The following is a 21,923-nucleotide window of genomic DNA, read 5'->3' as shown; positions in this document are numbered from 1 at the left end:
GCCTGCCGCTGCTACAGGCCCCGGCCCGCCTTGATCATCGCCTCGCCCACGAAGGCGCGGATCTCCTCCACGCGCGCATCCCAGCTCTCGTGGAAGATGCGCTCGGCGCGGGTGCGGTCCGGTCCCGGGCCCTCGGCGAGGCACTCATCCACCTTGCGCACGAAGTCCTCGGTGGACGTGGCGATCTTGCACAGCCCCACCTTGCGCACCTCGGGGATGTCGGTGGAGACCACCGGCAGGCCCGCGGCCAGGTACTCGCGCACCTTCAGCGGGTTGGCGTTGAGCGTCAGCTCGTTGACGGTGAAGGGCATGAGCGCCACATCGAAGGCGCGGCTGTAGCCCGGCAGGCTCGAGTACGGCTTGCGGCCCAGGAAGTGGATGTTGGGCACCTCCTTCATCTTGGAGACGTCGCAGTCGGGCGCCACCTTCCCGATGACGACGACGGAGCCCTCGGGGTGCGCCTTGGCGGTGGCGATCATCGCCTCCTGGTCCACCCAGTCCGCCATCAGCCCGAAGAAGCCGATGATGGGCTTGGGCAGGTTCGCGATGTCCTCCGGGATGGGCGTGGACGCATCGCACGCCTTCACGAAGTGATGGAAGTCCACGCCGTGCCGCACCAGCACGGTGTTGGGGTTCACCTTGGCCTTGTTCTCGCGCAGGCGCTCGGCGGAGGTGATGACGAGGTTCGCGCGGCGCAGCAGCCGCTCCTCCAGCTCCGCGATGTGGCGGCCGTTGGTGTCGCTGAACGCGGAGAACTCATCCACACAGTGGTAGACGACGAACTCCTCGCCGAGCGTGCCCGACACGGGCGCGGAGGCCGGCAGGAAGGACCACGAGATGGGCCGGTGGAAGCGCAGCTTGCGCATCGCGTTCTTCACCTGGAGCCGCAAGAGCTCCCGGTTCGCCCCGCGCACCACCTCGGAGCCGTAGAACGGGATGGCCAGGGGCGCCAGGACGAAGAGGTTCGGCTCCACCTCGCGGATGCCCTCGGTGAAGGACGAGAGCTTCTTCCAGATGCGCTGGAGGTCGTGCGCGTTGGCCTTGGGCGCGCGGTTGCCGATGCTGTTGACCCAGAGCACCCGGTTCTCCCGGGAGAGGATCCGCATGATGTGGACCTTGGACAGCGGATCGCCGTCCCAGTCGTTCGAGAAGACGACCAGATCCCGTCCCCGCAGGGCCCGGCGAGCCAGATCCATGTCTTCAGTGCGCCGCATGTTCCATCTCCTGTTTCCGAAATTGCGAAGGTTGAAAAGGTCAGTACGTGGCCGCCATGGGCCGTTCATCCGCGGGCTGCGAGGCCGCCAGCGCCGCATACAGCTCGAGCAACACGGGCCCCGCGTCGGGCGAGCTCACCTGCGCGGGCCCCTCCACGAGCGCCTGCAGCACCCGCTGGGCCAGCTCCGGCGCCTGCCCGGCCCGGAACAGATAGGTCCCCTCCGGCCGCGTGCACACGTCGCTCGCCACGCAGGGCACCCCCAGCGTCAGCGCTTCGCGCACGGAGATGGAGTCCCCGTCGTGCGTGGTGGGCCGGATGAACGCATCACTCCGCGACATCAGGCCGAGCGCCTCGTCATGCTCCAGCTCGCCCAGGTCCTCCAGCAGCGAGGCCACCCGCGCCTCGCGCGCATCCCGGACGAACTCCGGCGCCTGGGTGCCCGGGCCGAAGACGGCAAGCCCCACGTCCGGACGCTCATTGGCGATCAGCCGCAGCGCGCGGAACATCAACATCCGCCCGTAGACGGGCGAGGGATGGTGGGCCATGACCAGCAGCGGCTTGCGCCGCGCCCGGGCCTGCGCCACGGCGGCCGTCACGGGCCCCGGCTTCACCTGCGAGGCGCAGAAGGCCGGCACCACGAGGATCTTCTCCTCCGCCACCCCGCAGTCCACCAGCGCCTCCTTGATGGCGGGGGACACCGCGACCACCCGCGCGTAGCCCGAGAGGGCCGCACGGGCCAGCAGCCGCCGGGAACGCGCGCCCGCGAGGAAGCCGGGCAGCAGCCCCGAGTGCAGGGTGATGACCCGCGGCGAGCGGGGCCCGGGCACCCCGGCCGCGGCGGCCAGGAGCCAGGACTTCGGGTTGTTGCCGCTGGTGTGGACGTGCACCGTCCACCCAGCGCTCAAGAATCCCGCGAGCCGGAGGCCAAACCCCGCGAGGGACTGGACGGGAAGCACGTCCGGAGCCGGCCGGCCACCCTTCCCGATATCCAGAACCTTCGCTTCGAGGCCTCGGCCGCGAAGAAATTGATGAAGTTGTTGAACGTGAACCGCCACCCCACCGTGCGGCGGCGGGTAATCCCCAATCAGGAGCACTCGCATGACACCCGGCCTTCCCTACTGAAGCGAGTCCTTGGCCGTGTTCGCGCGTTCCTTGATCCGGGGCAGGAGCCCCATCTCGCGCTGGTACGTGGTGAGCGGATCCGGATCCTGGCGGATGACGCGGGCCGGCACCCCGGCGACCACCGTGGCCGCGGGCACGTCCTTGAGCACCACGGCGTTGGCGCCGATGACGGCGAAGTCCCCGATGTGGATGTTGCCGAGAATCTTCGCCCCGGCCCCGATGCGCACGTAGTCACCAATCACCGGAGCGCCCTCGAGGCCCGAGCGGCCCCCCAGGGTGACTTGCTGGGAGATGAGGCAGTGGCGGCCCATCTTCGTGGCCTTGTGGATGACGACGCCGATGCCGCCGTACCCCACCTGCGTGCCCTCGCCGATCTCCGCCTCGAACGGGATGTGCGAGCTGTGCAGATAGTAGATGGCCTTGCGCAGCAGGTTCGGCAGCAGCGGAACCCTCTGAAGGTGCAGCTTGCGCGCCATCCGGTACAACGTCATTGCATCCACGCCCATGACTCCCTCCCCATCCCTTGCAGTGGGGCCAACCTAGGTACCCAGGCATGGGGAGGGAAGTCCTCCCCTGCCGCCTACTGGAGCGTCACCCCGCCCCGCGGGGCCGGAGGCTGGCCAGTACGCGAAGCGGGCGGATCCCCGTCGCGTGCAGCACCGCCATGTATCCAATGACGAACAGCACCCCGGCGATGGCCAGCGGCAGCGCGCGCCAGAGGAAGCCCTCGGGCAGCCCGCCCCACGAGTCCAGCAGCCCGAAGCGCAGCGCGAAGACGCCCGCCCCCGCCGCCACGGCCGACAGCCCCGCCTTGCCCAGCTCGCCCCAGGGGATGACATCCCGGATGGTCAGCGTGCGCTCCGGCGTGGACAGCGCGGCGGGCACCCGGACCAGCAAGGTCGCCTTGCCCACCACCTCCGCCAGCGCCCACGAGACAACGCCGCCCATCATCCCGAAGTAGCGCACCCCCACCCACAGGAGGGGCACCGTCACCAGCGCCTTCACCAGGTAGGACAGGAAGATGGCGCGCGTGTGGCCCCGGGCCCGGAGCACCCCATCCATGGGCAGGATGGAGAGCGCCACGCCCAGCACGCTCACCCGGAAGACGGGCACGGCGGGCAGGAACTTCGCGCCGAACAGCGCCGAGATGAACTCCGGGGCCGCGGCGAAGAGGAACGCGGCGAACGGCAGGAAGACGAAGGCCAGCTTGCCCGACGCCTCGCGGAAGGCCCCCACGGCCTCGTCCAACCGGCCCTGCTTCTCCAGCTCCCCGAGCCGCACCATCAGCACCTCGCTCGTGGGCGTATAAAGGAGGTCCACCACCGGCAGCTGGAAGCAGCCGACCCGGTAGAGCGCGTAGAGGGCGGGCGCCACCGCGCTCGCCACCACATAGAAGTGCGCGTTCTGCTGGGGAATGGACAGCGCCATGGCCGCGCCAAAGGGGGCCGCGTAGGCGAGCTGCTCGCGCATCAGCTTGCCGCTGACGAGCGGCCCCGTGGCGCCCCGGAGCGCCACCCCCCAGGTGGCCAGGTAGCGCAGGCCGGCGAACACCGACACCGCCACCATCATCCCCCACAGGGAGGTGCCCAGCAGACACGGCACCACCATGGCCGCCGCGCGCAGCGTGTCCGAGGCCAGGTACACCACGGCCGACTGCCGGGTGCGCCCCTGGCTGGTGAGCGACACCTCCAGCGGGAACGAGCCCAGCAGGAGCCCCGTGTACACGGCGAGCGGCAGCCGGTAGTCCATCAGCCGGGGGTTGGAAAACAGCCCCGACACGGGCTCCAAGAGCAGGTAGACGAGCCCCGCGGCCACCACGCCCGCAAGGGACATGAAGAGCATGGTCTGCCCGAGGTAGGGCCGCCGGTGCTCCGCGCGAGGCAGGAAGTAGTAGAGGCTCTGCACCACGCCGAACGGCAGGACGTAGTAGAGCGTCGTCGAGATCAGGAACAGCTGGTAATAGGTGCCGTACTCCTCGAGGCTGAGAACCCGCGCGAGCACGAGCGGGATGGACAGCGTCAGCCCGGCGGTGAACAGCCGGGCCAACACCAGGGGACCCGCCTTGCCCAGGAACGAACTGGACGAGGCGGGCGCCGCCGGGGAAGCGCTCACGTCGCCTCCTGGGGGGTCAGCTCCAGCACGGCCTTGAGGTGGTTGCCGCCGCCCACCACCGGGGCCGATAAGTGCGTGCGCCGCCCCGGCACGGGGTGGCTCATGCCCAGAAGCCCGAAGCAGTCGTCGAACTGGCAGCCCGTGAGCGCCGAGGAGTAATCCCCGAGCGCCCCGATGCTGAAGTTCTCCCACAGCACCTTGCGCTTGAGGGTGAACGGATCGCCCCCAATCCGGTTGAGGAAGTCCTCCGTGGTGACGCCCGAGCGGAACCCGTGCTGCTTGAGCACGCTGATGATCTCATCCGAGTACCAGCCGTTGCAGTACGCGAAGTCCTTCACCTGGATGGGCACCTCGCGCTCGATGGCCTGCTTGGACTCGAGGATCTCCCGCTCCACCACCTCGCGCGGCTCCAGCGTGAGCACCGTGTGGCCCAGGGTGTGGGCGCCGAACTCGAAGCCATCCTGAGCCATGCGCCGCACCTCGTCCCAGTCCATGATGTCGCCCTGCTCGGGCAGGAGGTCCGTGCTGTCCGCCAGCTCCTTCTCCAGGGCCCCGATGACCTCCACGAGCTCGCCCGCCGAGTGCTCGCCGATGAAGTCGTCGAGCGCCGCGGACACCGTCTTCCGGCCGGAGACGATGGGCACCATCAGCTCCAGCGCGGGCCCCGTCAGCGTGCTGAAGTAGGGCTTGATGCGCCGCTGCTTCGCCCGGTTCACCAAGTGGAAGAGCCGGTCGTGGTTGAAGCGCCGGTTCGTCCCGATGAAGTCCGTGGGCAGATAGACGATGGCGGGCACCCCCATCTGCTTGAGGACCGGATAGGCGTACCGGTACACGTCCCGGTACCCGTCATCGAAGGTGACGACGCACAAGTCCTGCTTGGCCACCGCCGCCCCCGTCATCACATCCACGGCCTCCCCCATGGTGGCGAACGCGTAGCCCGCCGCCGAGGCCTCCTCCAAATGCCTCCGGAATGTCTCTTGAGAGATGAGCAGCCCCGGAATGGACCGCTGCAGCTCACCTGTGAAATCCCCGACCACGCGGTGATAACTGACGATCAGGATGCGCCGCCCCCCGGACTGGCCCCGGCGATAGGTCGCCATCGCCTTGCGAAGTCCGCTGTAGTGCAACACCCCGGCCGCCGCCGCCTTCACCGCTCTTCGAACCAGCTTACCCGCGCCCATGACCTCCCCCGTCCATCTGCACTATGCGCAGTCGATTACTTGAACCCGGTCCATTGCATGGGGGATGCCAACGCCAGGGAGGGCATGTGGCACAGAATCCCCCTGAATCCAGGGGCAATGTCCCGCCCCCCAGGGAACACCTGGGGCCAGAGGTTGAAAAACATTCCTATCCCCTCGCAAATGATCCGAGTGGCACTGGAAAAGAGCCGCTGTGAGTGCCGACTTCATGGTCCTCTCCTCCCAGGTGCGCCTGCTTGCTCACCATGCTGGGCACGATAGGCGCCTGCGAAAAGCCGCACACTCGCCCTGCGGTCGCCCTCCAAAGTCCTGAAACCCCGTTTTCTAGGGAGCGGCCCTGCGGCCCTCCCTGGAAAGTCCCAGGGACTGGGTTTCACTGGAGAAGGCGGCGGTTTCCAGTTACGAACACTGCCCCCGATGGACGCTTCCCCTGCTGCGGCGCCCCCCGCGCTCGCCCTTCACGACGTGAGCAAGCGCTATGGCCGCCATTGGGCCCTGGCGCGCCTCACCTATGCGCTGCCCTCGCGGCGCTCCCTGCTGCTCACCGGCCACAACGGCTCGGGGAAGACGACCCTGCTGCGGCTGGTGGCCACCGCCCTGTCGCCCACCGCGGGGCGCGTGGAGGTGCTCGGCCGGGACGCGGTGGCCCAGCGGGATGCCGTCCGGCAGGAGGTGGCCCTGCTGTCCCACACCAGCTTCCTCTATGAGGACCTCACCGCGCGCCAGAACCTGGTGGTGCTGGCGCGGCTCCTGGGCCTGGCCTCGCCGGGGGATGCGGCCGAGGCGCTGCTCACGCGCGTGGGGCTGACGCGGCGCACGCAGAGCCCGGTGCGCCACTTCAGCGCGGGCATGCGCAAGCGCCTGGCCATCGCCCGGCTCCTGATGAAGACCCCGGCGCTGGCGCTGCTGGACGAGCCCTTCGGGGAGCTGGACCCGGCGGGCATCCAGGCCATGGAGGGGCTCATCGGCGAGCTGAAGGCCTCGGGCACCACGGTGGTGCTCGCCACCCACCTCATCGACCAGGGGATGGCGCTGTGCGAGGAACGCCTGCACCTGCAGGAAGGCCGGGCGGTGCCCGCGTGAAGCGCCCCGCCCCCATCGGCCTCCTGAGGGCCACGGGTGTCCTCCTGGGCAAGGATTTGCTCATTGAGTGGCGCACCCGGGCCCGGCTCAATGCCCTGATTTTCTTCGCCCTGGCCACCCTGCTGCTCTTCTCCTTCGCGCTGGGGCCGGACACGAAGCTCCTGGAGCGCAACGCGGGTGGCTACCTGTGGCTGGCCATCCTCTTCGCCAGCACGCTGGCGCTGGGCGAGTCCTTCCGGATCGAGCAGGAGAACGCCTGCCTGGACGGGCTGCGGCTCGCGCCGGCGGATGCCCGGGCCATCTTCCTGTCCAAGGCGGTGGGCAACACGCTGCTCCTGGTGGTGCTCGGCGGGGTGCTCATCCCCGCCATGGTGGCGCTCTACGGGGTGAAGGTGGTGCTGGGGGCGGGCCCCCTGCTGGGCACGCTGGTGCTCGGGTGCATGGCGCTTGCCGCCCCAGGGACCGTGTATGCAGCCATCTCCAGCAACGCCCGGGCACGGGACGTGTTGCTGCCTCTGCTATTGTTCCCGCTCATCGTCCCGGCCCTGCTGGCCTCGGCCAAGGCGATGATGCTGGTGCTCCAGGGAGATCCCATGAATCAGTTGAACTCATGGTTCGGCCTGCTCACCGGCTTCAATCTGATCTATTGGGGACTGGGGTTCGCCCTTTTTCCGCGGGTCATCGAGGACTGACGCATGGGGAAGTTCTTCCGAATCGCACTGCCGCCCATCGCCCTGGGCCTGCTCATCTGGGGCCACTACGTCGGCCTGGCGGTGGCACCGCCCGACCGGGAGATGGGGGACGTGCAGCGCATCATGTACGCGCACGTGCCCGCGGTGTGGATCGCCATGGTGGCGCTGACGCTCAACTTCCTCTGCTCGGTGACGTACCTGTTCAAGCCGAGCTGGAAGACGGACGCGCTGGCGGAGGCCTCGGCGGAGGTGGGGCTGCTGTTCGGCGCGGTGGGCGTGCTGCTGGGCGCCATCTGGGGCCGGCCCACCTGGGGCGTGTACTGGACGTGGGACCCGCGGCTGACGACGGCCGCCATCCTGCTGGTGGCCTACATGGGCTACCTGGCGCTGCGCCGCTTCGTGGAGGACGCGGAGAAGCGCGCGGTGTGGAGCGCCGTGGTGGGCATCATCGCCGCGGTGGACCTGCCCATCATCTGGTTCTCGGTGAAGTGGTGGAGAAGCCTGCACCAGGTGCAGTCGACCCCCCGCACGGTGGACCCGGCCATGATCTTCCCGCTGCGCATCAGCGCCTTCGCGTTCCTGGCCTTCATGATCGTCTTCATCATCTACCGCTACCGCATCGCGATGCACGAGCGGCAGGCCGAGGTGGCGCTGCCGGACGCGCTGCCCACGGATGACCCGGCCTCGCGCCGCTCGGCGGGGGTGGCGTGATGCTCTCCGTCTCGACGCTGATGGTGCTGGCGCAGGCGGCCGCGGGCCAGGTGGGCAGCGGCCGGATTCAAGGCGGCTGGGGCTACGTGTGGGTAAGCTACGGCATCACCTGGGGCGCACTGGCCCTGTATTCACTGTCCCTGTGGCTGCGGCGTCCCAACGCCTCGCCGGGTTCGAAGGAGTGACTGAGTCATGACCCCCCTTGTGCGTAACCGGCTCATCGCCGTGGCGGCGCTGCTCGTGGCAGGCGCTGGCCTTGCCTTCGTGGCCTTCGGCAACATCGGCGAGAACCTCGTCTATTACTGGAGCCCCTCGGAGATGATCGGCCAGGGCGAGCGCGCCTACGGCCCCACCATCCGCCTGGGCGGCGTGGTGAAGCCCGGCAGCATCGAGTGGAACGAGGCGCACACCACGCTCCAGTTCCGCGTGGCGAGCGACCACACGCCGGAGTCCCAGAGCGTGCTGGTGCGCTCCACCGAAGTGCCGCCGCAGATGTTCCGCGCGGGCATCGGCGTGGTGGTGGAGGGCACGTATGACGCCTCGCAGGTGTTCACCTCCAACCGGCTGATGGTGAACCACTCCAACGAGTACCGTCCGCCCAAGGAGGGGGAAGAGCCCCGCAAGTGGCAGGAGACGGTCGAGGGCGCCACCACCGCGTCGGCGGCCACGGGGGCGCGGTGACTGGAACGCTGGGATATGGGCTGGTGCTCGGGGCGCTGGTGTGCGCGGCGTTCGGGGCGTTGGTGGGCCTGACGAGTGGCCTGCGCCGCAGCGAGGCGGGCTTCCCCTGGGTGATGCGCGCCGTGGTGGGCTTCTTCACCTGCATGACGGGCGCGAACCTGGCGATGGTGTACGCGCTCGTCACCGATGACTTCAGCATCCGGTACGTGACGCAGGTGGGCAGCCGCGCCACGCCGCTGCTCTTCAAGATCGTCTCGCTGTGGAGCGCGCTCGAGGGCTCCATCCTCTTCTGGGGCTTCATCATGGCCTCCTTCCTGCTGGCGTTCGCGCTGGTGCACCGCAAGGAGCACCAGCGCTACATGTCGCTGGCGCTGGGCACCATGCTGGCGGTGGGCGTCTTCTTCGCCTTCCTCATCGCGGGCCCCGCGAACCCCTGGGGCGCCGTGTCCCCGGTGCCCGCGGACGGCCCCGGGCCGAACCCCCTGCTCCAGAACCACATCCTCATGGTCATCCACCCGCCCATGCTCTACCTGGGCTACGTGGGCATGACGGTGCCCTTCGGCGTGGCGGTGGCGGCGCTCCTGCGCGGCGAGATTGGCGATGCGTGGATGGCGCCCTTGCGGCGCTGGACGCTGCTGGCGTGGCTGTTCCTGTCCATCGGCATCATCCTGGGCTCGTGGTGGGCGTACGCGGTGCTGGGCTGGGGCGGCTACTGGGCGTGGGATCCGGTGGAGAACGCCTCGTTCCTGCCGTGGCTGACGGCAACGGCCTTCATCCACTCCACCATGGTGCAAGAGCGCAAGCAGATGCTGCGGCTGTGGACCATGAGCCTGGCGCTGGCGAGCTTCATCCTCACCATCCTGGGCACGTTCATGACGCGCTCGGGCATCTTCAACTCGGTGCACTCCTTCACCCAGTCGGACATCGGCCCCACCTTCCTGGTGTTCATCGCCGTGCTGCTGGTGTTCTCCATCATCCTGCTGGCCACGCGCGGCCACCTGCTGGTGGCCCAGGGGCGCATCACCTCCTGGATGTCCCGCGAGACGAGCATCCTGGTGAACAACCTGGTCTTCGTGGCCATCACCTTCACGGTGCTCCTGGGCACGGTGTACCCGCTCATCTCGGAGGCGGTGCGCGGCGTGCGGGTGAGCGTGGGCGAGCCGTACTTCAACAAGATGGCGGTGCCGGGCGGCATCGCGGTGCTCTTCCTCATGGGCGTGGGGCCGATGCTGCCCTGGGGCACCCCGGACAAGGCGGCGGTGCGGCGGCAGTTCCTCATCCCCGCGGGGGTGGGCCTGGTGGTGACGGCGCTCTGCTACGGCCTGGGGCTGCGCGGGGTGTACCCGCTGCTCACCTTCGGCCTGGCGGGCTTCGTCACCGTCATCACCCTGCGGGAGCTGGTGGCGCCGGTGCGCGTGCGCATGACCGAGCGCAAGGAAGGGCTCGTCACCGCCGTGGTGCAGAGCGCCACCAAGGCGCGCCGGCGCTTCGGCGGGTACGTGGTGCACCTGGGCATCGTGGTCATCATCGTCGCGGTGGCGGCCTCGTCCGCGTACGTGACGCACACCTCGGGCACGCTGCGCATGGGCCAGACGATGACGCTGAGCGGCTACCAGCTGAAGTTCCTGGGCATGACGAGCGGCGAGGAGCCGCACCGGGCCTTCACCGCGGCGCGCGTGGAGGTGACGACGCCGGGCGGCCAGGTGGAGGAGTTCCTGCCGCGCATGAACTACTACGAGCGCAGCACGGACCCGGTGGGCACCCCCGCGGTGCGCGAGTCCCCCAAGGAGGACCTGTACGTGTCGCTCATGGCCTACTCGCAAGAGGCGGGCACGGCGAGCCTCAACGTGTGGGTCTTCCCGCTGGTGGGGTGGATCTGGTGGAGCATCCCCATCCTGGTGCTGGGCTCGCTCATCTCGATGTGGCCCTCGCGGCGGCGCGTGGCGGTGTCCACGGCGAGCACGCCCGCAGCCGCGGGCGCGGCGCCCCCGGTGGCGGACGGTGACATGAACCGGGGCGCGGCATGAAAGGGAAGGCCTGGGGAATCACGCTCTCGGCGGTCTTCCTCTGCGGGGCGCTGCTGTACGTGCTGCTCCAGGGCTTCGGGAGAGATCCGCGCGAGGTGCCCTTCATGCTCTCGGGCAAGCCCGCCACGGGCTTCACCCTGCGCGCGCTGGACACCGGCGAGCCCGTGAGCCTGGAGCAGCTCAAGGGCAAGCCGGTGGTCATCAACTTCTGGGCCTCCTGGTGCGGGCCGTGCCGGTACGAGCACCCGGTCATCGAGTGGGGCCACCGCGAGTACGGCGAGCAGGTGCAGTTCCTGGGCGTCGTCTTCGAGGACACCGAGGACAACGCGCGGCGGTTCCTCCGGCAGCTGGGCAGCAACTTCCCCCAGCTGGTGGATCCGCGCTCGCGCGTGGCGGTGGACTACGGCGTGGCGGGAGTGCCCGAGACGTACTTCATCGACGCCCAGGGCATCATCCAGGGCAAGCACGTCGGGCCGATCGATCCCCAGTCGCTCACCACCCGGATCCGCGCGCTGAGCAGCGGGCCCTCGGCGGCGGCGAACCCCTGACCTGAAGCCGGGAGCCCCCGTCATGCACCGCTGTCCGGAGTGCGGCGAAATCGCGGCGGAGCCGAAGCTGCGCTACTGCGAGCAGTGCGGCGCCCGGATGCCCGAGTACAAGATCCCCACGGCGGCGTCCCCGGTGGTGGCCGAGGACGAGCGCACGTCCGTAGAGTCCCTCGGGCCGCCCTATACCGGGCCCCTCTGGCTCAAGCACGTGCCGGGACACTCGCCCAGCGTGCTGGGGGTGTTCCTGCTGCTGGCGGCCCTGGGGCTGTCCATCCTCCCGGCCCTGGCGGGCCTGGGCCCGTTCTGGTCCTTCGTGATGCTGGCGGGCGGCGTGCTGGTGGTGGCCCGGGAGCTGCGCGCCACCGGCGAGGCGCACCCGCTCACCTCCTGGATTCCCGCCTCGCTGCACCCGCCGTTCGTCCCGGCGGCCTACACGGCGCTGGCGGTGGCGTTCGTGCTGCCGCTGCTGGAGCTGAGCCCCCTGCCGCTCCTGTGGATGGGCGGCACGGCGCTGCTGGCCTGGGACCAGTGGGGCAAGGTGTTCGCGGGGCCGGAGGGCTGTGCCCAGCACTTCGAGCCCCGGGCGCTGACGCGAGGCCCCCGGCTGCTGGCGCTGGTGGGGGTGGGCGTGTGCATGCTGGCGCTCTTCTTCACCTGGCTGCCCGCGCCCCGGATGCCCGTCTCCTACGTAGGCCCCTCCTCCTATGGGCCCCTGCGCGCGCAGAACGCGCCCCAGCCCGCCACGGACGTGCTGTACGGGGGAATGCCCAGCGCCCTGAGCGGCCATGAGCTGCCGGTGGCCTCCACGGTGGTGGTGGGGCTCCTGGGACTGCTGGTGTTGCTGATGCTGCGGCCCGAGGTGGAGCGGCCGGAGTGGCTGCGTTTCGTGCCCGCCGGGGTGACGGTGATTGCCCTGACGTGGGCGCTGGTGAACCTGCGCATGGAGGTGGGGCCCATCGCGTTCCTGGTGGGGGTGGTCCCCCTGGGCGTCGTGGCGGTCTTCCTGGCCCTGGGGCGCGACGAGTTCATGACGCCCCAACCCGAGGAGTCCTACGGCGCGGGCGAGGAGGCAAGCGAAGGCGAAGGCGTCTACGAGCCCTCGGAACAGGACTGGCCCTCGGACAACAGCAACGACGTCACGGCGCGGGACGAGGACATGCCCGGCTGAGGGCGGCGGGGCCCCGGCCCCTCCCCTCCTGGCATGCCGGCCGGGAAGAGGCCTCCCCCGGGGAAGGTTTCGCTGTGCAACACTGCGCCTTGGCGCTAGGTAGACCGCGCCCGGGTACCCCCCATGAACGTCACCCTCCTCTCGCTGACCCTCATCGCCGGACTTGCGACCGGCCAATTCGCTCCCCAGCAGGCCGGAAGCGCCCCGCTGGAGGCGCCCCTGGAAGTCCGCGTGCAGAAGCTCGGCAAGGAGCTGCGCTGCCCCATGTGCCAGGGGCTGTCCATCGCGGACAGCTCGTCCTCGGCGGCGCGGGCCCAGCTCGACAAGGTGCGGGAGCTCGTCGCCGAGGGCCGCTCGGACCAGGAGGTCCGCGACTTCTTCGTGGCGCGCTACGGGGAGTGGGCCCTGCTGGAGCCCAAGGCGGAGGGCTTCAACTGGCTGGTGTGGCTGGGCCCGCTGCTGCTCGTCCTGGGCGGCCTCTTCGTGATTCTGAGACAAGTCGGAGGGCCTGCCGCGGCCGCGAACGCCAGCGCCGCCCCCTCCCCTGCCCCCGAGCCTCCGGCGACGACGGCCGCTGAGGCGGAGGATCCCTACCTGCAGGCCGTCCGCCGGGAGATGGAGCAATGACACCACAGACGACCAACTGGTGGCCGGGCATCATCGCCCTGGGCCTGTCGCTCCTGTGCGGACTCACCTACCTGCTGATCCAGCGGAGCAAGGGCGGGAAGGCCGCGCCCGAGCCCCTGAAGGACGGCAAGCAGGACGATCTCGACCGGCGGGCGCAGTCGCTCATCGAGCAGCTCAAGGAGCTGGTGGCGGAGAAGCACAACCTGGCGCCCGAGCAGTTCGCCGCGGAGAAGGGCCGGCTGGAACGCGAGGCGGCAGCAGCCCTGCGGGCCCGGGACGAGCACCGCCAGAGCAAGGCGAGCCCCTCGGGCACGCCCGGTGCGGCGGAGACGGCCCCCGCCCCGGCGGCGGCGCCCACCGGCTTCGCGGGACGGAACCCTCATCTCGTGGGGGCCCTGTGGGGCGCGGGCATCGTCGTCTTCTTCGGAGGCCTGGGCTACCTGCTGGTGTCGGAGCAGCGCCCGCGCGACGACGGCATGGAGGCCACGGGACGGCTTCCGCCCAATGAAGCCGGAGCCCCACAGCCTCCGGCGGGGGGCATGACGCAGGAGGACCAGGCGCTCGCCGAGGCTCAGGAGCGCCTGCGTGCGAACCCGAACGACCTGGAGTCCTCGTCGCTGGTGGCGCACGAGTTCATCCGGCGCCAGCGGTCCGAGGAGGCCGAGCGGCTCACGAACCAGGCGCTCGCCATCGATCCGTTCCACGTCGAGTCCCGGGTGCACCGGGGCGTGCTGCGGGCCATCCGGGGGGACACGGAGGGCGCTGAGGTGGAGCTGCTGACGCTCGCGGACACCTACCCGGGCGCGCAGGAGGCCCTGCTCTTCCTGGGCTTCATCTCGATGCAGACGGGCAGCAAGACGAAGGCGCTGAACTACTTCGAGCGCTTCTCGGTGGAAGTGCCGCGCAACATGCAGCCGCCGCAGCTGGAAGCCGCCATCGCGCAACTCCGCCAGGAAGTCGGCCCGAGGCCCTGAGCCACCGGCTCGATGGCTCCGAAGCGCCTCGTCCTCCATGCCATCCTCCTCTTGGGGATGGCGCTGGTGGGGTGTGCCACGGGACACACCGCGGGCAAGCACGCCCCGGCTGACGCCTTCCTCGCCCTTCAGCAGGCCTCGGGCCTGGAGGAAGACGATTGGCATCCCCCAGATGAGGCGCTGGAGCCCGAGGACTCGCGGGCGCTCTGGAACGCGCTGACACGCTCCAAGCCCACGCTCGCCCGCTTCGCGCCTCGCCGCACCCTTCACGCCTTCCTGCATCCGCTGCTGCCCAAGCACGACTGTCCGGCAGGGCCTTGCAACGCATGGGCACCGTGGAGCTGCGCGACGGCCGACTCATGGCGGGCCCTTTCGAAGTCGGCGCCTTCTACCTCGACAAGGGCGGCGTCTTCTTCACCCCAACCCCCTCGCTCCAAGCAGCCAACGGACTCCCGCTGGGCGAGCTGGGCTTGGAGCACGATGTCTTCAATGCCGCGCTCGATGGGGCCGAGGATGCCTTGGCGGAGATGGTCCTGGCCCTGGGCCACCTGGTCCTCCACCCCATCCGCAGCCTCAAGGACCTGGCACAACTGCCCTCCGCCGTAGCGGCGCTCGTGGCCTCCTCGCCCGAGTACTTCGCCCGCTACAGCGCCCTCCCCCTCCAGGAGCAAGTGCGTGAGGCGGCCCGCCTCTCCACACACCTGCTGACGTTCTATGGCTCCGCCTCGGGCACCGCGGCCCGCATTGGCTCGCTGGGGCCCAGGCTCCCAGTGCTCTCCCTCTCCGCCCAGGGCTCGCTCACCCTCGCGCAGGCCGCCCTCCCGGCTGGCACTCGCGTGACTGCGCTCGGCTCGGGCGCGAGCTCGGTCTACGTGCTCATGGCTCCGGCCAAGCCACCCCGCACGCGCAGCACCGCCCCCCCAACCCAGGAGCCAGGCCAGTGGCGCCGCCGCAAGTTCTCCGGCTCACCGCAGGCCCGGCGATATCAGGAGCAAGTCTCCGGCCGCTCCGCCGATGAGGTGTATTACATCGGCGATGTGGAATACGACGGTTTCCAGAACGGCGTCCTGCTGGAGGCCAAGGCCGAAAACTATCGCCAGTTCTTCGACAAGAACGGACAGCCCTATTACTGGTTTGAGACTTCCGGGAGTTTCAAACAACTGCTCAACCAAGCATTTCGGCAGTCGCAAACAGCCAAGGAGCTCATGGTGCAATGGCACGTTGCTGAACAAGGTGTAGCCACCCTGCTACGCCAGCGGTTCAAGAAGGAGAGACTCTTCAACATCGAAGTGGTGTACACCCCACCCAAACCTTGAGGAGTCAGGCCACATGTCGGAGAAGTATCACGTAGGCGCCTATTGGAAGAAACGGCCGGAAACGGCCTCTGAATGCGCGCGCCGCTTGGAACTTTTCTTTCACATGCTGACAAGGTGCGACGTCTCTCTTCATCAATGGTACACGGAGGGGCGTGCCACCCGCAGCTCACCTGGCACATCCCTCCCGTGGAACGACCGTGAGTTTTTGGAGAAGAGGCTGCTCCAAGGCAGAAATCGAACGGACCTCGGCAAAAAGGTCATACCTGAACTCGGATTCCGGCTGCATGCATGGAATCAACGTCCGGATGGACATTCTACACGCATCAACCTGGTCTGCGGTTGCTACTCGGAGCAAGTCAGCAACGTGTGCCTGCTCTACCCTCCCGTCGAGGGAGAGGCCATGGAACGGATGTTAGCCTTTCCCACGTTGCGCCATGTGTTGGAGAGCATGATCACAGCCTGGGAACCTCAATGGGGATTGGTGACAACACAAGACACGCGCGACGCCCTCAACCCCGACCAAAGCGAGGTGGACATAGGATGGATAACCTATCTTGCACGTGAACAGGGCACCGTCCCCCCATTGCCTGCTCCCGTCAGCATCCAGCCAGTAGGTTCCCTGGGAATGCTCATCATCCTCACCCCTGAGCGCTTCTCGGCCTCCAATCCCGAGCACATCGCCTTGGGCCGCCGCGTCCGCGAACTGCTGGAACGCGCAGGCCTGCTTCGCCGAGCAAGCTGATACAGTTAGAAAGCCTTCATCCAATCTGCAAACTGAAGGCCCGCCCCATGCTCGATTCTTACTATGCCGGAGTTTACTGGCCCTCAAGGCGCGAAAGCCTTGATGAATGCACTCAGCGCACCGTCCTCTTCCTTCGCATGCTGGCCCAGTTGAATCCCTCCTGGACCCAGTGGTACTACGCCGACAAAAGCAGCAAGAGCCCAGAGGGAATCCCTGTACAAGCAGATGACCCAAACGCCCTGAAGACCCTTCTGCTACAAGGAATGAACCGGGCGACGGCAAATAAATCCGCCATTCCAGAGCTTGGTTTTGGCTTCCGTATCTGGAATCAGTTTCCTGACAACCGATCCACTCGTCTGCACATCCGTTGTGGTGGTGACTCAGACGCAGTGGAAAACATGTGCTTGATGACGCCTCCCTCCGAGGGAGAGCTGTCCGAACGCATGGCGGACACTCCGCTCCTGGCTCAAGTTCTTGAGTGCATGGCCACGGCTTGGGACCCGGACTGGGGAGTGGTCAGTACAAACCTCACCTTGAACCTCATCCCCACCACACAAGAGGATGAAACGCGCGTTGGCTGGGTGACCTACATCTCGCGCCGCCGTGGTACCGTTCCTCCTCTGCCCGCTCCCGTCGAAATTCGACCGGTGGGCACCTTGGGAATGGTCATCATCCTCACCCCTGAGCGCTTCTCAGCCTCCAATCCCGAGCACATCACCTTGGGCCGCCGCGTTCGTGAATTGCTAGAGCGCGCAGGATTGCTTCGCCAAGCAGGCTGATACAGCTCAAGCACGCACGCCCCATCTGGCGCATGCCAAGCCCACGCGCCTCTCAGTTCCCTCCACACTTTCCTACCTCCGTTTCTGCCCAACCATGAGCCAATCGCCGATACGAGGCGTCAGAAAAATTCAACAGTCTGCAGAAGCAAGCGGCTGCTCAACTACAAGCCTCAGAAGCCGCACATGTTCGAGTCTTGCTGCACTGGAGCTTAGTTCGAGTCTCGCACAGTTGAGAGGAACCAAACGAACGGCACTCTGAGGGAGCGCGTGGTTCCCATATGGATCCTTGGGGGATTTTGGAGAACCTATGCCTCCCCCAGGGTCGCAGAAACTCCTACGCAAGGCCCCTGTCCGAGCCCAAGTTGGCTACCTGGCAGGTATGGAGTGGCCGCTCGTGCAGTGACACGGCCAACTGGCCTCTGCGGGAGTTCCAGAGGGCGGAAAACTGTTCTGCACGGGCACCGGCCCTGGGTGAGCAAACCCTCAAGGCCACGTTCCGTTGTTGCCTGCCATGATGCCATCCAAAAAGTGCGAAACTCGAACTAAGCTATACTCATGAAGTCGAGGGTTCGCTGCCACCTACCATTAATTGCAATACTGAGGAGATAGTCAAATGGGCGAGACGAAGGTAAGGAAACAGCACTATGTTTGGAGGAAATATCTGGAGGCATGGGCCACTGACGGAAGCGTATGGTGTCGTCGAGGATCTGCTACATTCAACACCGGTCTGATGAATATTGGGCAGGAGCGAGATTTTTACTCTCCACAGCCGCTTACTAATGCAGACAAGCAATTCTTGAGAATGGATGCCGCATCTACAAAAAGACCGGACTTGGTTGAATTTATTGAACAGGAGATTGCGCTTCGAGACGAGATGTTTGCGTTAAACGAGCAGGCAAAGCAGTGGCGCGACATAAGCAGATTAGAAGAACTGGATGCGTTTATCCATAACTCGGAGGAGAAATATCAGGGCCGGATTGAACATCAAGGGATGCCTTTTGTTAATGCTCTCGTAGCTGGAGATATTACATGGGCTAGTAATGACAAAGAATGGAGAAAATTTATTTTATTCTATGCAACCCAGTATTTTCGCACAAAAAGAATTCAAGAAAAGCTCAAGAAGTTTCTTGAGCCGCAAGCGCAGCGGATAGGCTACTCGGTGGACAGGACTTGGCCTATTTCTCGACTTCTAGAAACAGAGAGGCTTGCCAGTGGGATCTATCACCATTGTTCCTTGGTTCTGCTTGAGACCAGCGGGACACTTGAGTTCATCACAGGTGATCAGCCAACATTTAATGCAGAGGCAGTCGAAACCTATTCACTGGACAATATCCCAAATTCCCATGAGCTGTATTATCCCGTATCGCCGAATCGCGCCGTTTTGCTTGTTGAGGGGGAGCGGCGTAGCGCACCCTTAATCCGTGTTGCAACCGAAGCAGAGGTTCTCAGATACAATGAGGTCATTCGCCGCGTTGCCCTTGAGCAGGTGTATGCGCGCACACGTGAGCTTCTGTGATGACACGAAACCGTCTCCTGTTGCTTACCCTCATTTTAACAAACACTCGTGAATGAGAGAATGATTCAGAGAGCGCGCAGGATTTCTTCGCCGGAGGGACCCGGGAATCTTAAATCCTTGAGAGGATCCCTACTGCTGCTCCGAGGTGTTAGGCCTTGGAGGCGCAGGTGCAGGGAAATAACAGGCGCCTTTCCATTCATAATAGCTCTCTCCGCAAGGCGGGGAGGCATGAAGAATCCCTAACCAGCAACCTCCCTGAATGTTACTTTGGAAGCGGCCACACGGCGGTCGGCGTTGGCCGGGCACGGGCTCCTTGGGCATCTCAAGCGCCAGTCCATCCGGACCATTTTCTCGCGACACGCTGGACGCCTGGAGATCCTCCACGGCTGCGTCGGCCACGCCTGTGGTGCCCCCATCTTCTGTCTGAGAGGGAGGCTCTACCAGCGCCGCCAGGTTCAAGTTCCCAGCGAGCAGGATGATGAGCCAAGCCGCCAAGGGCATCAGCACCATGGGACCAAGACACCCGCCACGACGTTCGGAGACGGGCCGATTGACACCCCCAGAGCCCCTGCGCGAATCGCTCGGACGCATCGGCACATCGGCATCTGGCCCAGCAGCCGTTGCTGCGGCCTCCAAAGCGGTGGCCAGTTCACCAGCGCTGCCTCGGTCCTGTGCGTTCTCGGAAAGCATGCGGAGGATGAGCGATTCCAACGAAGGCGCGAGCGGCTTGAGCTGACCGGGAGGCCTCATCACCTCCAGGGTGTCCCGTGCATCATCGCCTACGATCGATGGGTCCGTCGCCAGGGGTGGGTAGATTCCCGTGCACAAGCGATAGGCCGCCACCCCCAAGGCGTACACGTCATCCGCGGGCGTGGCGCGGTAGTGGACATGGGATTCGTGGCGGTGGTCCCAGCGAAAGCTCAGGGCCTCGGGACTGCGGTAGAGCTTCGTGCCGGGGGCCAGCAGCCCCTCGGTGAGCGGCGGAGCCCCTTCCCAGGTGCCGCACCCGAAGTCCATGAGGAAGGCCGTCCCCTCGGGACTCACCAAAATGTTGTCGCCCTTCACGTCCCGGTGGAGCCCCTGGCGGGCGTGGGTGGCCTCCAACGCGCGTGCCACCTGCGCCAGCAGCCTCAGCACCTGGCGTGACGTGAGGGAGCGCTCCTGGCCCCAGTCATACAGCCGGAGGCCCTCCACCCACTGCATCGCCACGTAGGGGTGCGTTTCACCGCGAGGGCTTGCCTTCCAGGTGCCCCGTCCCAGCAGGCGCGGGACGTTCGGGTGCCGGATCCGGCTGAGCAGCTCCGCCTCGCGCTCGAACCGCAGGTCATTCGGGTAGCGTGCCAGCTTGAGGGCCACGGGCTGGGGCAGAAGCCGCCGCGTCCGGCGCACCCGGTACACCGCGCCATAGGTGCCGTACCCGGCGCGGCCTTCCACCTGCCAGGGCCCCAGCCGAGTCCCGTCTGGGAGCGCCTCAGGGATCAACTCGTCCACGGGAGACCTCCAGGAAAAGGCGGCCACAGAGGCCCTCTGGCATCCTACCCATGGGGTTGCCTCGCGTCAGCACCTCTCTTCCGGTTTGACGGCTCCGCCGCCCGTGGGCGAAGTTCCTCCGCACAAGCGCTCCACGCGCCCGCACGTTCGTTGGCTTGGAGAAGCATCGATGCAGTTCGAAACCTGGCTTATTTTTTCCGTCGCCTCCTTCGGCTTGTCGCTGTCTCCGGGTCCCAACAGCCTTCTCGTTCTCACCCACGGCGCGCTCTACGGAAGCCGCAAGACCTTGTTCACCATCTTGGGTGGAACCTTGGGCTTCGTGGTCATCATCGCCCTTTGCATGTTCGGCATCGGGGCACTGATCAAGGCCTCGCTCCTCTGGCTCACGGTGCTGAGGTGGGTGGGTGGCGCCTACCTTGTCTGGCTCGGCATCCAGGTCTGGCGCTCTCCCCCCATTGCCGTCGAAGCCAATACCGGGCCCACCGAGGACAACAACGGCGCGCTCTTTCGCCAAGGCTTTCTCGCCGCGGCGACCAACCCCAAGGGCCTGCTCTTCTTCAGTGCTTTTCTCACTCAGTTCATCGACCCGAACCGCAGCCTGGTGACCCAGTTTGCGGTGGTGGCCGCGACTTTCGCGGTGTCCGAATCCCTCGTCGAGTACGCCTTGGCGAGCGCAGCGAACCGGGTCCGCCCCTGGCTCAGGCGCGTCGGACGGCGCTTCAATCGCGTCTGCGGCGGCGTCTTCGTTGCCATCGGAGCCGTCCTTCCGATCCAGGCATGAGCCGAGCACATCGCCCCGTCCCCCGTGTCCGTGTATAGGGACCCACACCGCGAGTGAGATGGCGGTGTCTGACCTGGAGGCAGGGAATGGGCTCGAAGAGACTCGAACGAAGGATGATTCTCGGCGCAGGCGTGGGTGCGTTGCTGGTGCCGACGCTCGCAAAGAAGGCCGTGGCCGCGCCGCCGGCCCCCAAGGGAGCGGGAACGACGATGGACGATGGCATCTGGCTGAACGAGCCGAAGGTCTGGAAGCGAACCGATGGCGTCCTGGAGGTGACAACGGACAAGGCGACCGACTTCTGGCGTGAGACCCACTATGGCTTCACGCGCGACTCCGGCCATTTCCTGGGGGTTCGCACGGGCGCCAACTTCACGGCGCAGCTTCGCGTCGAGGCAGCCTATGAGCAGTTGTATGACCAAGCTGGCATCATGGTGCGCGTCGACAACCGGCGCTGGGTCAAGGCAGGCATCGAGATGTCCGATGGCCGGGCGATGCTCAGCAGCGTGCTGACCAATGGCAAGTCGGATTGGGCGACGGGGCCCTATGAACACGACTCCCGCTCGTTCTGGATGCGCGCGACGGTGGCCAAGGGGGTGCTGCGGTTGCAGGTGTCGGCCGATGGCAAGACGTGGCCGTTGGTCCGGCTCGCACCGTTCCCGGTGGCCACGGCCTATCAGGTGGGACCGATGTGCTGTACCCCAGAGCGGGCCGGGCTGAGCGTCCGGTTCTCGGAGTTCCGCCTCACGCCTCCGCTCGGCAAGGATCTGCACGACCTGACGTAACGCCTCCGTCAGCCTCTGTTTGCAGAGAGTTGACCTGGGCCTATGCCGCTCCGCGAAACCCGGCAACGGCCATCCGGTTCGATGACGGAGGCTCCATCGTGGGCGCCTACCGCATCCTCTCCAACACCACCTCCGGTCGCGATAGGGACGGACGGCCCGCATCGGGCCGTCCCCCGCACAGCTACCAGCGAGCGCGCCAATTCGCGCCGATGCCTCCTCCTGCCTCGGTCACCCCCGCTTGAGGGAAATGGAGGCGAATACCCGGATGAACTGCCTGCCAACCTCGATTGTTCAAGGACATGCAGACACCCGAGCCGGCGAGCATCCGCATGGCAGCAGCAATCGCTCGCTCTTGG

Annotated in this window: 22 protein-coding genes; 16 read left to right on the top strand and 6 right to left on the bottom strand. The window is 66.8% G+C overall.

Annotated elements, in window-relative coordinates; translation table 11 throughout:
- Positions 1 to 11: 11 nt before the first annotated feature.
- From exoP to KY661_RS18575, 5 genes are all read right to left on the bottom strand, one after another.
- Positions 12 to 1,214: a spore coat polysaccharide biosynthesis glycosyltransferase ExoP gene (gene exoP / locus KY661_RS18595; RefSeq protein WP_225411473.1), complete on the bottom strand. Its 1,203-nt coding sequence runs from the start codon at positions 1,212 to 1,214 to the stop codon at positions 12 to 14.
- Between the two features lie 40 nt (positions 1,215 to 1,254).
- A complete protein-coding gene (locus tag KY661_RS18590; RefSeq protein WP_225411472.1) occupies positions 1,255 to 2,316 on the bottom strand; it encodes a glycosyltransferase family 4 protein in 1,062 nt (353 codons plus the stop codon).
- Between the two features lie 15 nt (positions 2,317 to 2,331).
- Positions 2,332 to 2,844, bottom strand: a complete 513-nt coding sequence (locus KY661_RS18585; RefSeq protein WP_225411471.1) for a serine O-acetyltransferase — start codon at positions 2,842 to 2,844, stop codon at positions 2,332 to 2,334.
- An 85-nt stretch (positions 2,845 to 2,929) separates the two neighbouring features.
- Positions 2,930 to 4,450, bottom strand: a complete 1,521-nt coding sequence (locus KY661_RS18580) for a lipopolysaccharide biosynthesis protein (RefSeq protein ID WP_225411470.1) — start codon at positions 4,448 to 4,450, stop codon at positions 2,930 to 2,932.
- Positions 4,447 to 5,550 carry a polysaccharide deacetylase family protein gene (locus KY661_RS18575; RefSeq protein WP_225411506.1) on the bottom strand — a complete coding sequence of 368 codons (1,104 nt, stop codon included), beginning with the start codon at positions 5,548 to 5,550 and terminating at the stop codon, positions 4,447 to 4,449. Before KY661_RS18575 ends, KY661_RS18580 begins: the two co-directional genes overlap by 4 nt.
- A 516-nt stretch (positions 5,551 to 6,066) precedes the next feature.
- On the opposite strand from KY661_RS18575, the gene ccmA reads away from it, so the two are divergent.
- The 14 genes from ccmA to KY661_RS18505 all read left to right on the top strand — a co-directional run bounded on the left by ccmA (position 6,067) and on the right by KY661_RS18505 (position 18,513).
- The gene (gene ccmA / locus KY661_RS18570; protein ID WP_225411469.1) at positions 6,067 to 6,732 is read left to right on the top strand and encodes a heme ABC exporter ATP-binding protein CcmA; all 666 of its coding nucleotides are present in this window, start codon (positions 6,067 to 6,069) and stop codon (positions 6,730 to 6,732) included.
- Positions 6,729 to 7,424 (top strand): heme exporter protein CcmB, encoded by a 696-nt coding sequence (locus tag KY661_RS18565; protein ID WP_075011383.1) that lies wholly within the window; start codon positions 6,729 to 6,731, stop codon positions 7,422 to 7,424. The genes ccmA and KY661_RS18565 overlap by 4 nt, the downstream gene beginning before the upstream one ends.
- Positions 7,425 to 7,427: 3 nt before the next feature.
- Positions 7,428 to 8,135, top strand: coding sequence for a cytochrome c biogenesis protein CcsA (gene ccsA / locus KY661_RS18560; protein ID WP_075011384.1), 708 nt, complete (start codon positions 7,428 to 7,430; stop codon positions 8,133 to 8,135).
- A complete protein-coding gene (locus tag KY661_RS18555; RefSeq protein ID WP_075011385.1) occupies positions 8,135 to 8,320 on the top strand; it encodes a hypothetical protein in 186 nt (61 codons plus the stop codon). The genes ccsA and KY661_RS18555 overlap by 1 nt, the downstream gene beginning before the upstream one ends.
- A 7-nt stretch (positions 8,321 to 8,327) precedes the next feature.
- Positions 8,328 to 8,816, top strand: coding sequence for a cytochrome c maturation protein CcmE (locus tag KY661_RS18550; RefSeq protein ID WP_075011386.1), 489 nt, complete (start codon positions 8,328 to 8,330; stop codon positions 8,814 to 8,816).
- Entirely contained in the window at positions 8,813 to 10,843 is a 2,031-nt protein-coding gene (locus KY661_RS18545) for a heme lyase CcmF/NrfE family subunit (RefSeq protein ID WP_225411468.1), read from the top strand. The genes KY661_RS18550 and KY661_RS18545 overlap by 4 nt, the downstream gene beginning before the upstream one ends.
- The gene (locus KY661_RS18540; RefSeq protein ID WP_225411467.1) at positions 10,840 to 11,391 is read left to right on the top strand and encodes a TlpA family protein disulfide reductase; all 552 of its coding nucleotides are present in this window, start codon (positions 10,840 to 10,842) and stop codon (positions 11,389 to 11,391) included. Before KY661_RS18545 ends, KY661_RS18540 begins: the two co-directional genes overlap by 4 nt.
- Before the next feature lie 22 nt (positions 11,392 to 11,413).
- The gene (locus KY661_RS18535; RefSeq protein ID WP_225411466.1) at positions 11,414 to 12,559 is read left to right on the top strand and encodes a hypothetical protein; all 1,146 of its coding nucleotides are present in this window, start codon (positions 11,414 to 11,416) and stop codon (positions 12,557 to 12,559) included.
- Between the two features lie 123 nt (positions 12,560 to 12,682).
- Positions 12,683 to 13,186 carry a cytochrome c-type biogenesis protein gene (locus tag KY661_RS18530; RefSeq protein ID WP_225411465.1) on the top strand — a complete coding sequence of 168 codons (504 nt, stop codon included), beginning with the start codon at positions 12,683 to 12,685 and terminating at the stop codon, positions 13,184 to 13,186.
- Positions 13,183 to 14,160 carry a tetratricopeptide repeat protein gene (locus KY661_RS18525; protein ID WP_225411464.1) on the top strand — a complete coding sequence of 326 codons (978 nt, stop codon included), beginning with the start codon at positions 13,183 to 13,185 and terminating at the stop codon, positions 14,158 to 14,160. Before KY661_RS18530 ends, KY661_RS18525 begins: the two co-directional genes overlap by 4 nt.
- Positions 14,161 to 14,486: 326 nt before the next feature.
- Positions 14,487 to 15,476, top strand: coding sequence for a Tox-REase-5 domain-containing protein (locus tag KY661_RS18520; RefSeq protein ID WP_225411463.1), 990 nt, complete (start codon positions 14,487 to 14,489; stop codon positions 15,474 to 15,476).
- 13 nt (positions 15,477 to 15,489) lie between these two features.
- On the top strand, positions 15,490 to 16,218 hold the full coding sequence (locus tag KY661_RS18515) for an Imm52 family immunity protein (RefSeq protein WP_225411462.1): 729 nt from the start codon (positions 15,490 to 15,492) through the stop codon (positions 16,216 to 16,218).
- A 47-nt stretch (positions 16,219 to 16,265) separates the two neighbouring features.
- The gene (locus KY661_RS18510) at positions 16,266 to 16,997 is read left to right on the top strand and encodes an Imm52 family immunity protein (protein ID WP_225411461.1); all 732 of its coding nucleotides are present in this window, start codon (positions 16,266 to 16,268) and stop codon (positions 16,995 to 16,997) included.
- Positions 16,998 to 17,610: 613 nt separating this feature from the next.
- Entirely contained in the window at positions 17,611 to 18,513 is a 903-nt protein-coding gene (locus KY661_RS18505; protein WP_225411460.1) for a DUF4238 domain-containing protein, read from the top strand.
- Positions 18,514 to 18,642: 129 nt separating this feature from the next.
- Here the strand turns inward: KY661_RS18505 and KY661_RS18500 are convergent, their stop codons facing one another.
- Positions 18,643 to 20,004, bottom strand: a complete 1,362-nt coding sequence (locus KY661_RS18500; RefSeq protein ID WP_225411459.1) for a serine/threonine-protein kinase — start codon at positions 20,002 to 20,004, stop codon at positions 18,643 to 18,645.
- Positions 20,005 to 20,173: 169 nt separating this feature from the next.
- On the opposite strand from KY661_RS18500, the gene KY661_RS18495 reads away from it, so the two are divergent.
- Entirely contained in the window at positions 20,174 to 20,785 is a 612-nt protein-coding gene (locus KY661_RS18495) for a LysE family translocator (RefSeq protein ID WP_225411458.1), read from the top strand.
- A gap of 113 nt (positions 20,786 to 20,898) precedes the next feature.
- Positions 20,899 to 21,567, top strand: coding sequence for a DUF1349 domain-containing protein (locus KY661_RS18490; RefSeq protein WP_225411457.1), 669 nt, complete (start codon positions 20,899 to 20,901; stop codon positions 21,565 to 21,567).
- Positions 21,568 to 21,923 lie beyond the last annotated feature (356 nt).

It is taken from the genome of Allostigmatella hybrida (genome assembly GCF_020103775.1).
GTDB classification, from domain to species: domain Bacteria; phylum Myxococcota; class Myxococcia; order Myxococcales; family Myxococcaceae; genus Hyalangium; species Hyalangium aurantiaca.
The sequence above is the reverse complement of the archived record's forward strand: the minus strand, read 5'-3'. Positions and strand labels throughout refer to the sequence as shown.

What these genes read in the sequence shown, in the direction of transcription:
- KY661_RS18550 (WP_075011386.1), top strand. Translation starts at nt 8,328, where the DNA reads ATGACCCCCCTTGTGCGTAACCGGCTCATCGCCGTGGCGGCGCTGCTC.
- ccmA (WP_225411469.1), top strand. Translation starts at nt 6,067, where the DNA reads ATGGACGCTTCCCCTGCTGCGGCGCCCCCCGCGCTCGCCCTTCACGAC.
- KY661_RS18535 (WP_225411466.1), top strand. Translation starts at nt 11,414, where the DNA reads ATGCACCGCTGTCCGGAGTGCGGCGAAATCGCGGCGGAGCCGAAGCTG.
- KY661_RS18575 (WP_225411506.1), bottom strand. Translation starts at nt 5,550, where the DNA reads ATGGCGACCTATCGCCGGGGCCAGTCCGGGGGGCGGCGCATCCTGATC.
- KY661_RS18495 (WP_225411458.1), top strand. Translation starts at nt 20,174, where the DNA reads ATGCAGTTCGAAACCTGGCTTATTTTTTCCGTCGCCTCCTTCGGCTTG.
- exoP (WP_225411473.1), bottom strand. Translation starts at nt 1,214, where the DNA reads ATGCGGCGCACTGAAGACATGGATCTGGCTCGCCGGGCCCTGCGGGGA.
- KY661_RS18505 (WP_225411460.1), top strand. Translation starts at nt 17,611, where the DNA reads ATGGGCGAGACGAAGGTAAGGAAACAGCACTATGTTTGGAGGAAATAT.
- KY661_RS18510 (WP_225411461.1), top strand. Translation starts at nt 16,266, where the DNA reads ATGCTCGATTCTTACTATGCCGGAGTTTACTGGCCCTCAAGGCGCGAA.
- KY661_RS18585 (WP_225411471.1), bottom strand. Translation starts at nt 2,844, where the DNA reads ATGGGCGTGGATGCAATGACGTTGTACCGGATGGCGCGCAAGCTGCAC.
- KY661_RS18540 (WP_225411467.1), top strand. Translation starts at nt 10,840, where the DNA reads ATGAAAGGGAAGGCCTGGGGAATCACGCTCTCGGCGGTCTTCCTCTGC.
- KY661_RS18515 (WP_225411462.1), top strand. Translation starts at nt 15,490, where the DNA reads ATGTCGGAGAAGTATCACGTAGGCGCCTATTGGAAGAAACGGCCGGAA.
- KY661_RS18520 (WP_225411463.1), top strand. Translation starts at nt 14,487, where the DNA reads ATGGGCACCGTGGAGCTGCGCGACGGCCGACTCATGGCGGGCCCTTTC.
- KY661_RS18555 (WP_075011385.1), top strand. Translation starts at nt 8,135, where the DNA reads ATGCTCTCCGTCTCGACGCTGATGGTGCTGGCGCAGGCGGCCGCGGGC.
- ccsA (WP_075011384.1), top strand. Translation starts at nt 7,428, where the DNA reads ATGGGGAAGTTCTTCCGAATCGCACTGCCGCCCATCGCCCTGGGCCTG.
- KY661_RS18490 (WP_225411457.1), top strand. Translation starts at nt 20,899, where the DNA reads ATGATTCTCGGCGCAGGCGTGGGTGCGTTGCTGGTGCCGACGCTCGCA.
- KY661_RS18525 (WP_225411464.1), top strand. Translation starts at nt 13,183, where the DNA reads ATGACACCACAGACGACCAACTGGTGGCCGGGCATCATCGCCCTGGGC.
- KY661_RS18530 (WP_225411465.1), top strand. Translation starts at nt 12,683, where the DNA reads ATGAACGTCACCCTCCTCTCGCTGACCCTCATCGCCGGACTTGCGACC.
- KY661_RS18590 (WP_225411472.1), bottom strand. Translation starts at nt 2,316, where the DNA reads ATGCGAGTGCTCCTGATTGGGGATTACCCGCCGCCGCACGGTGGGGTG.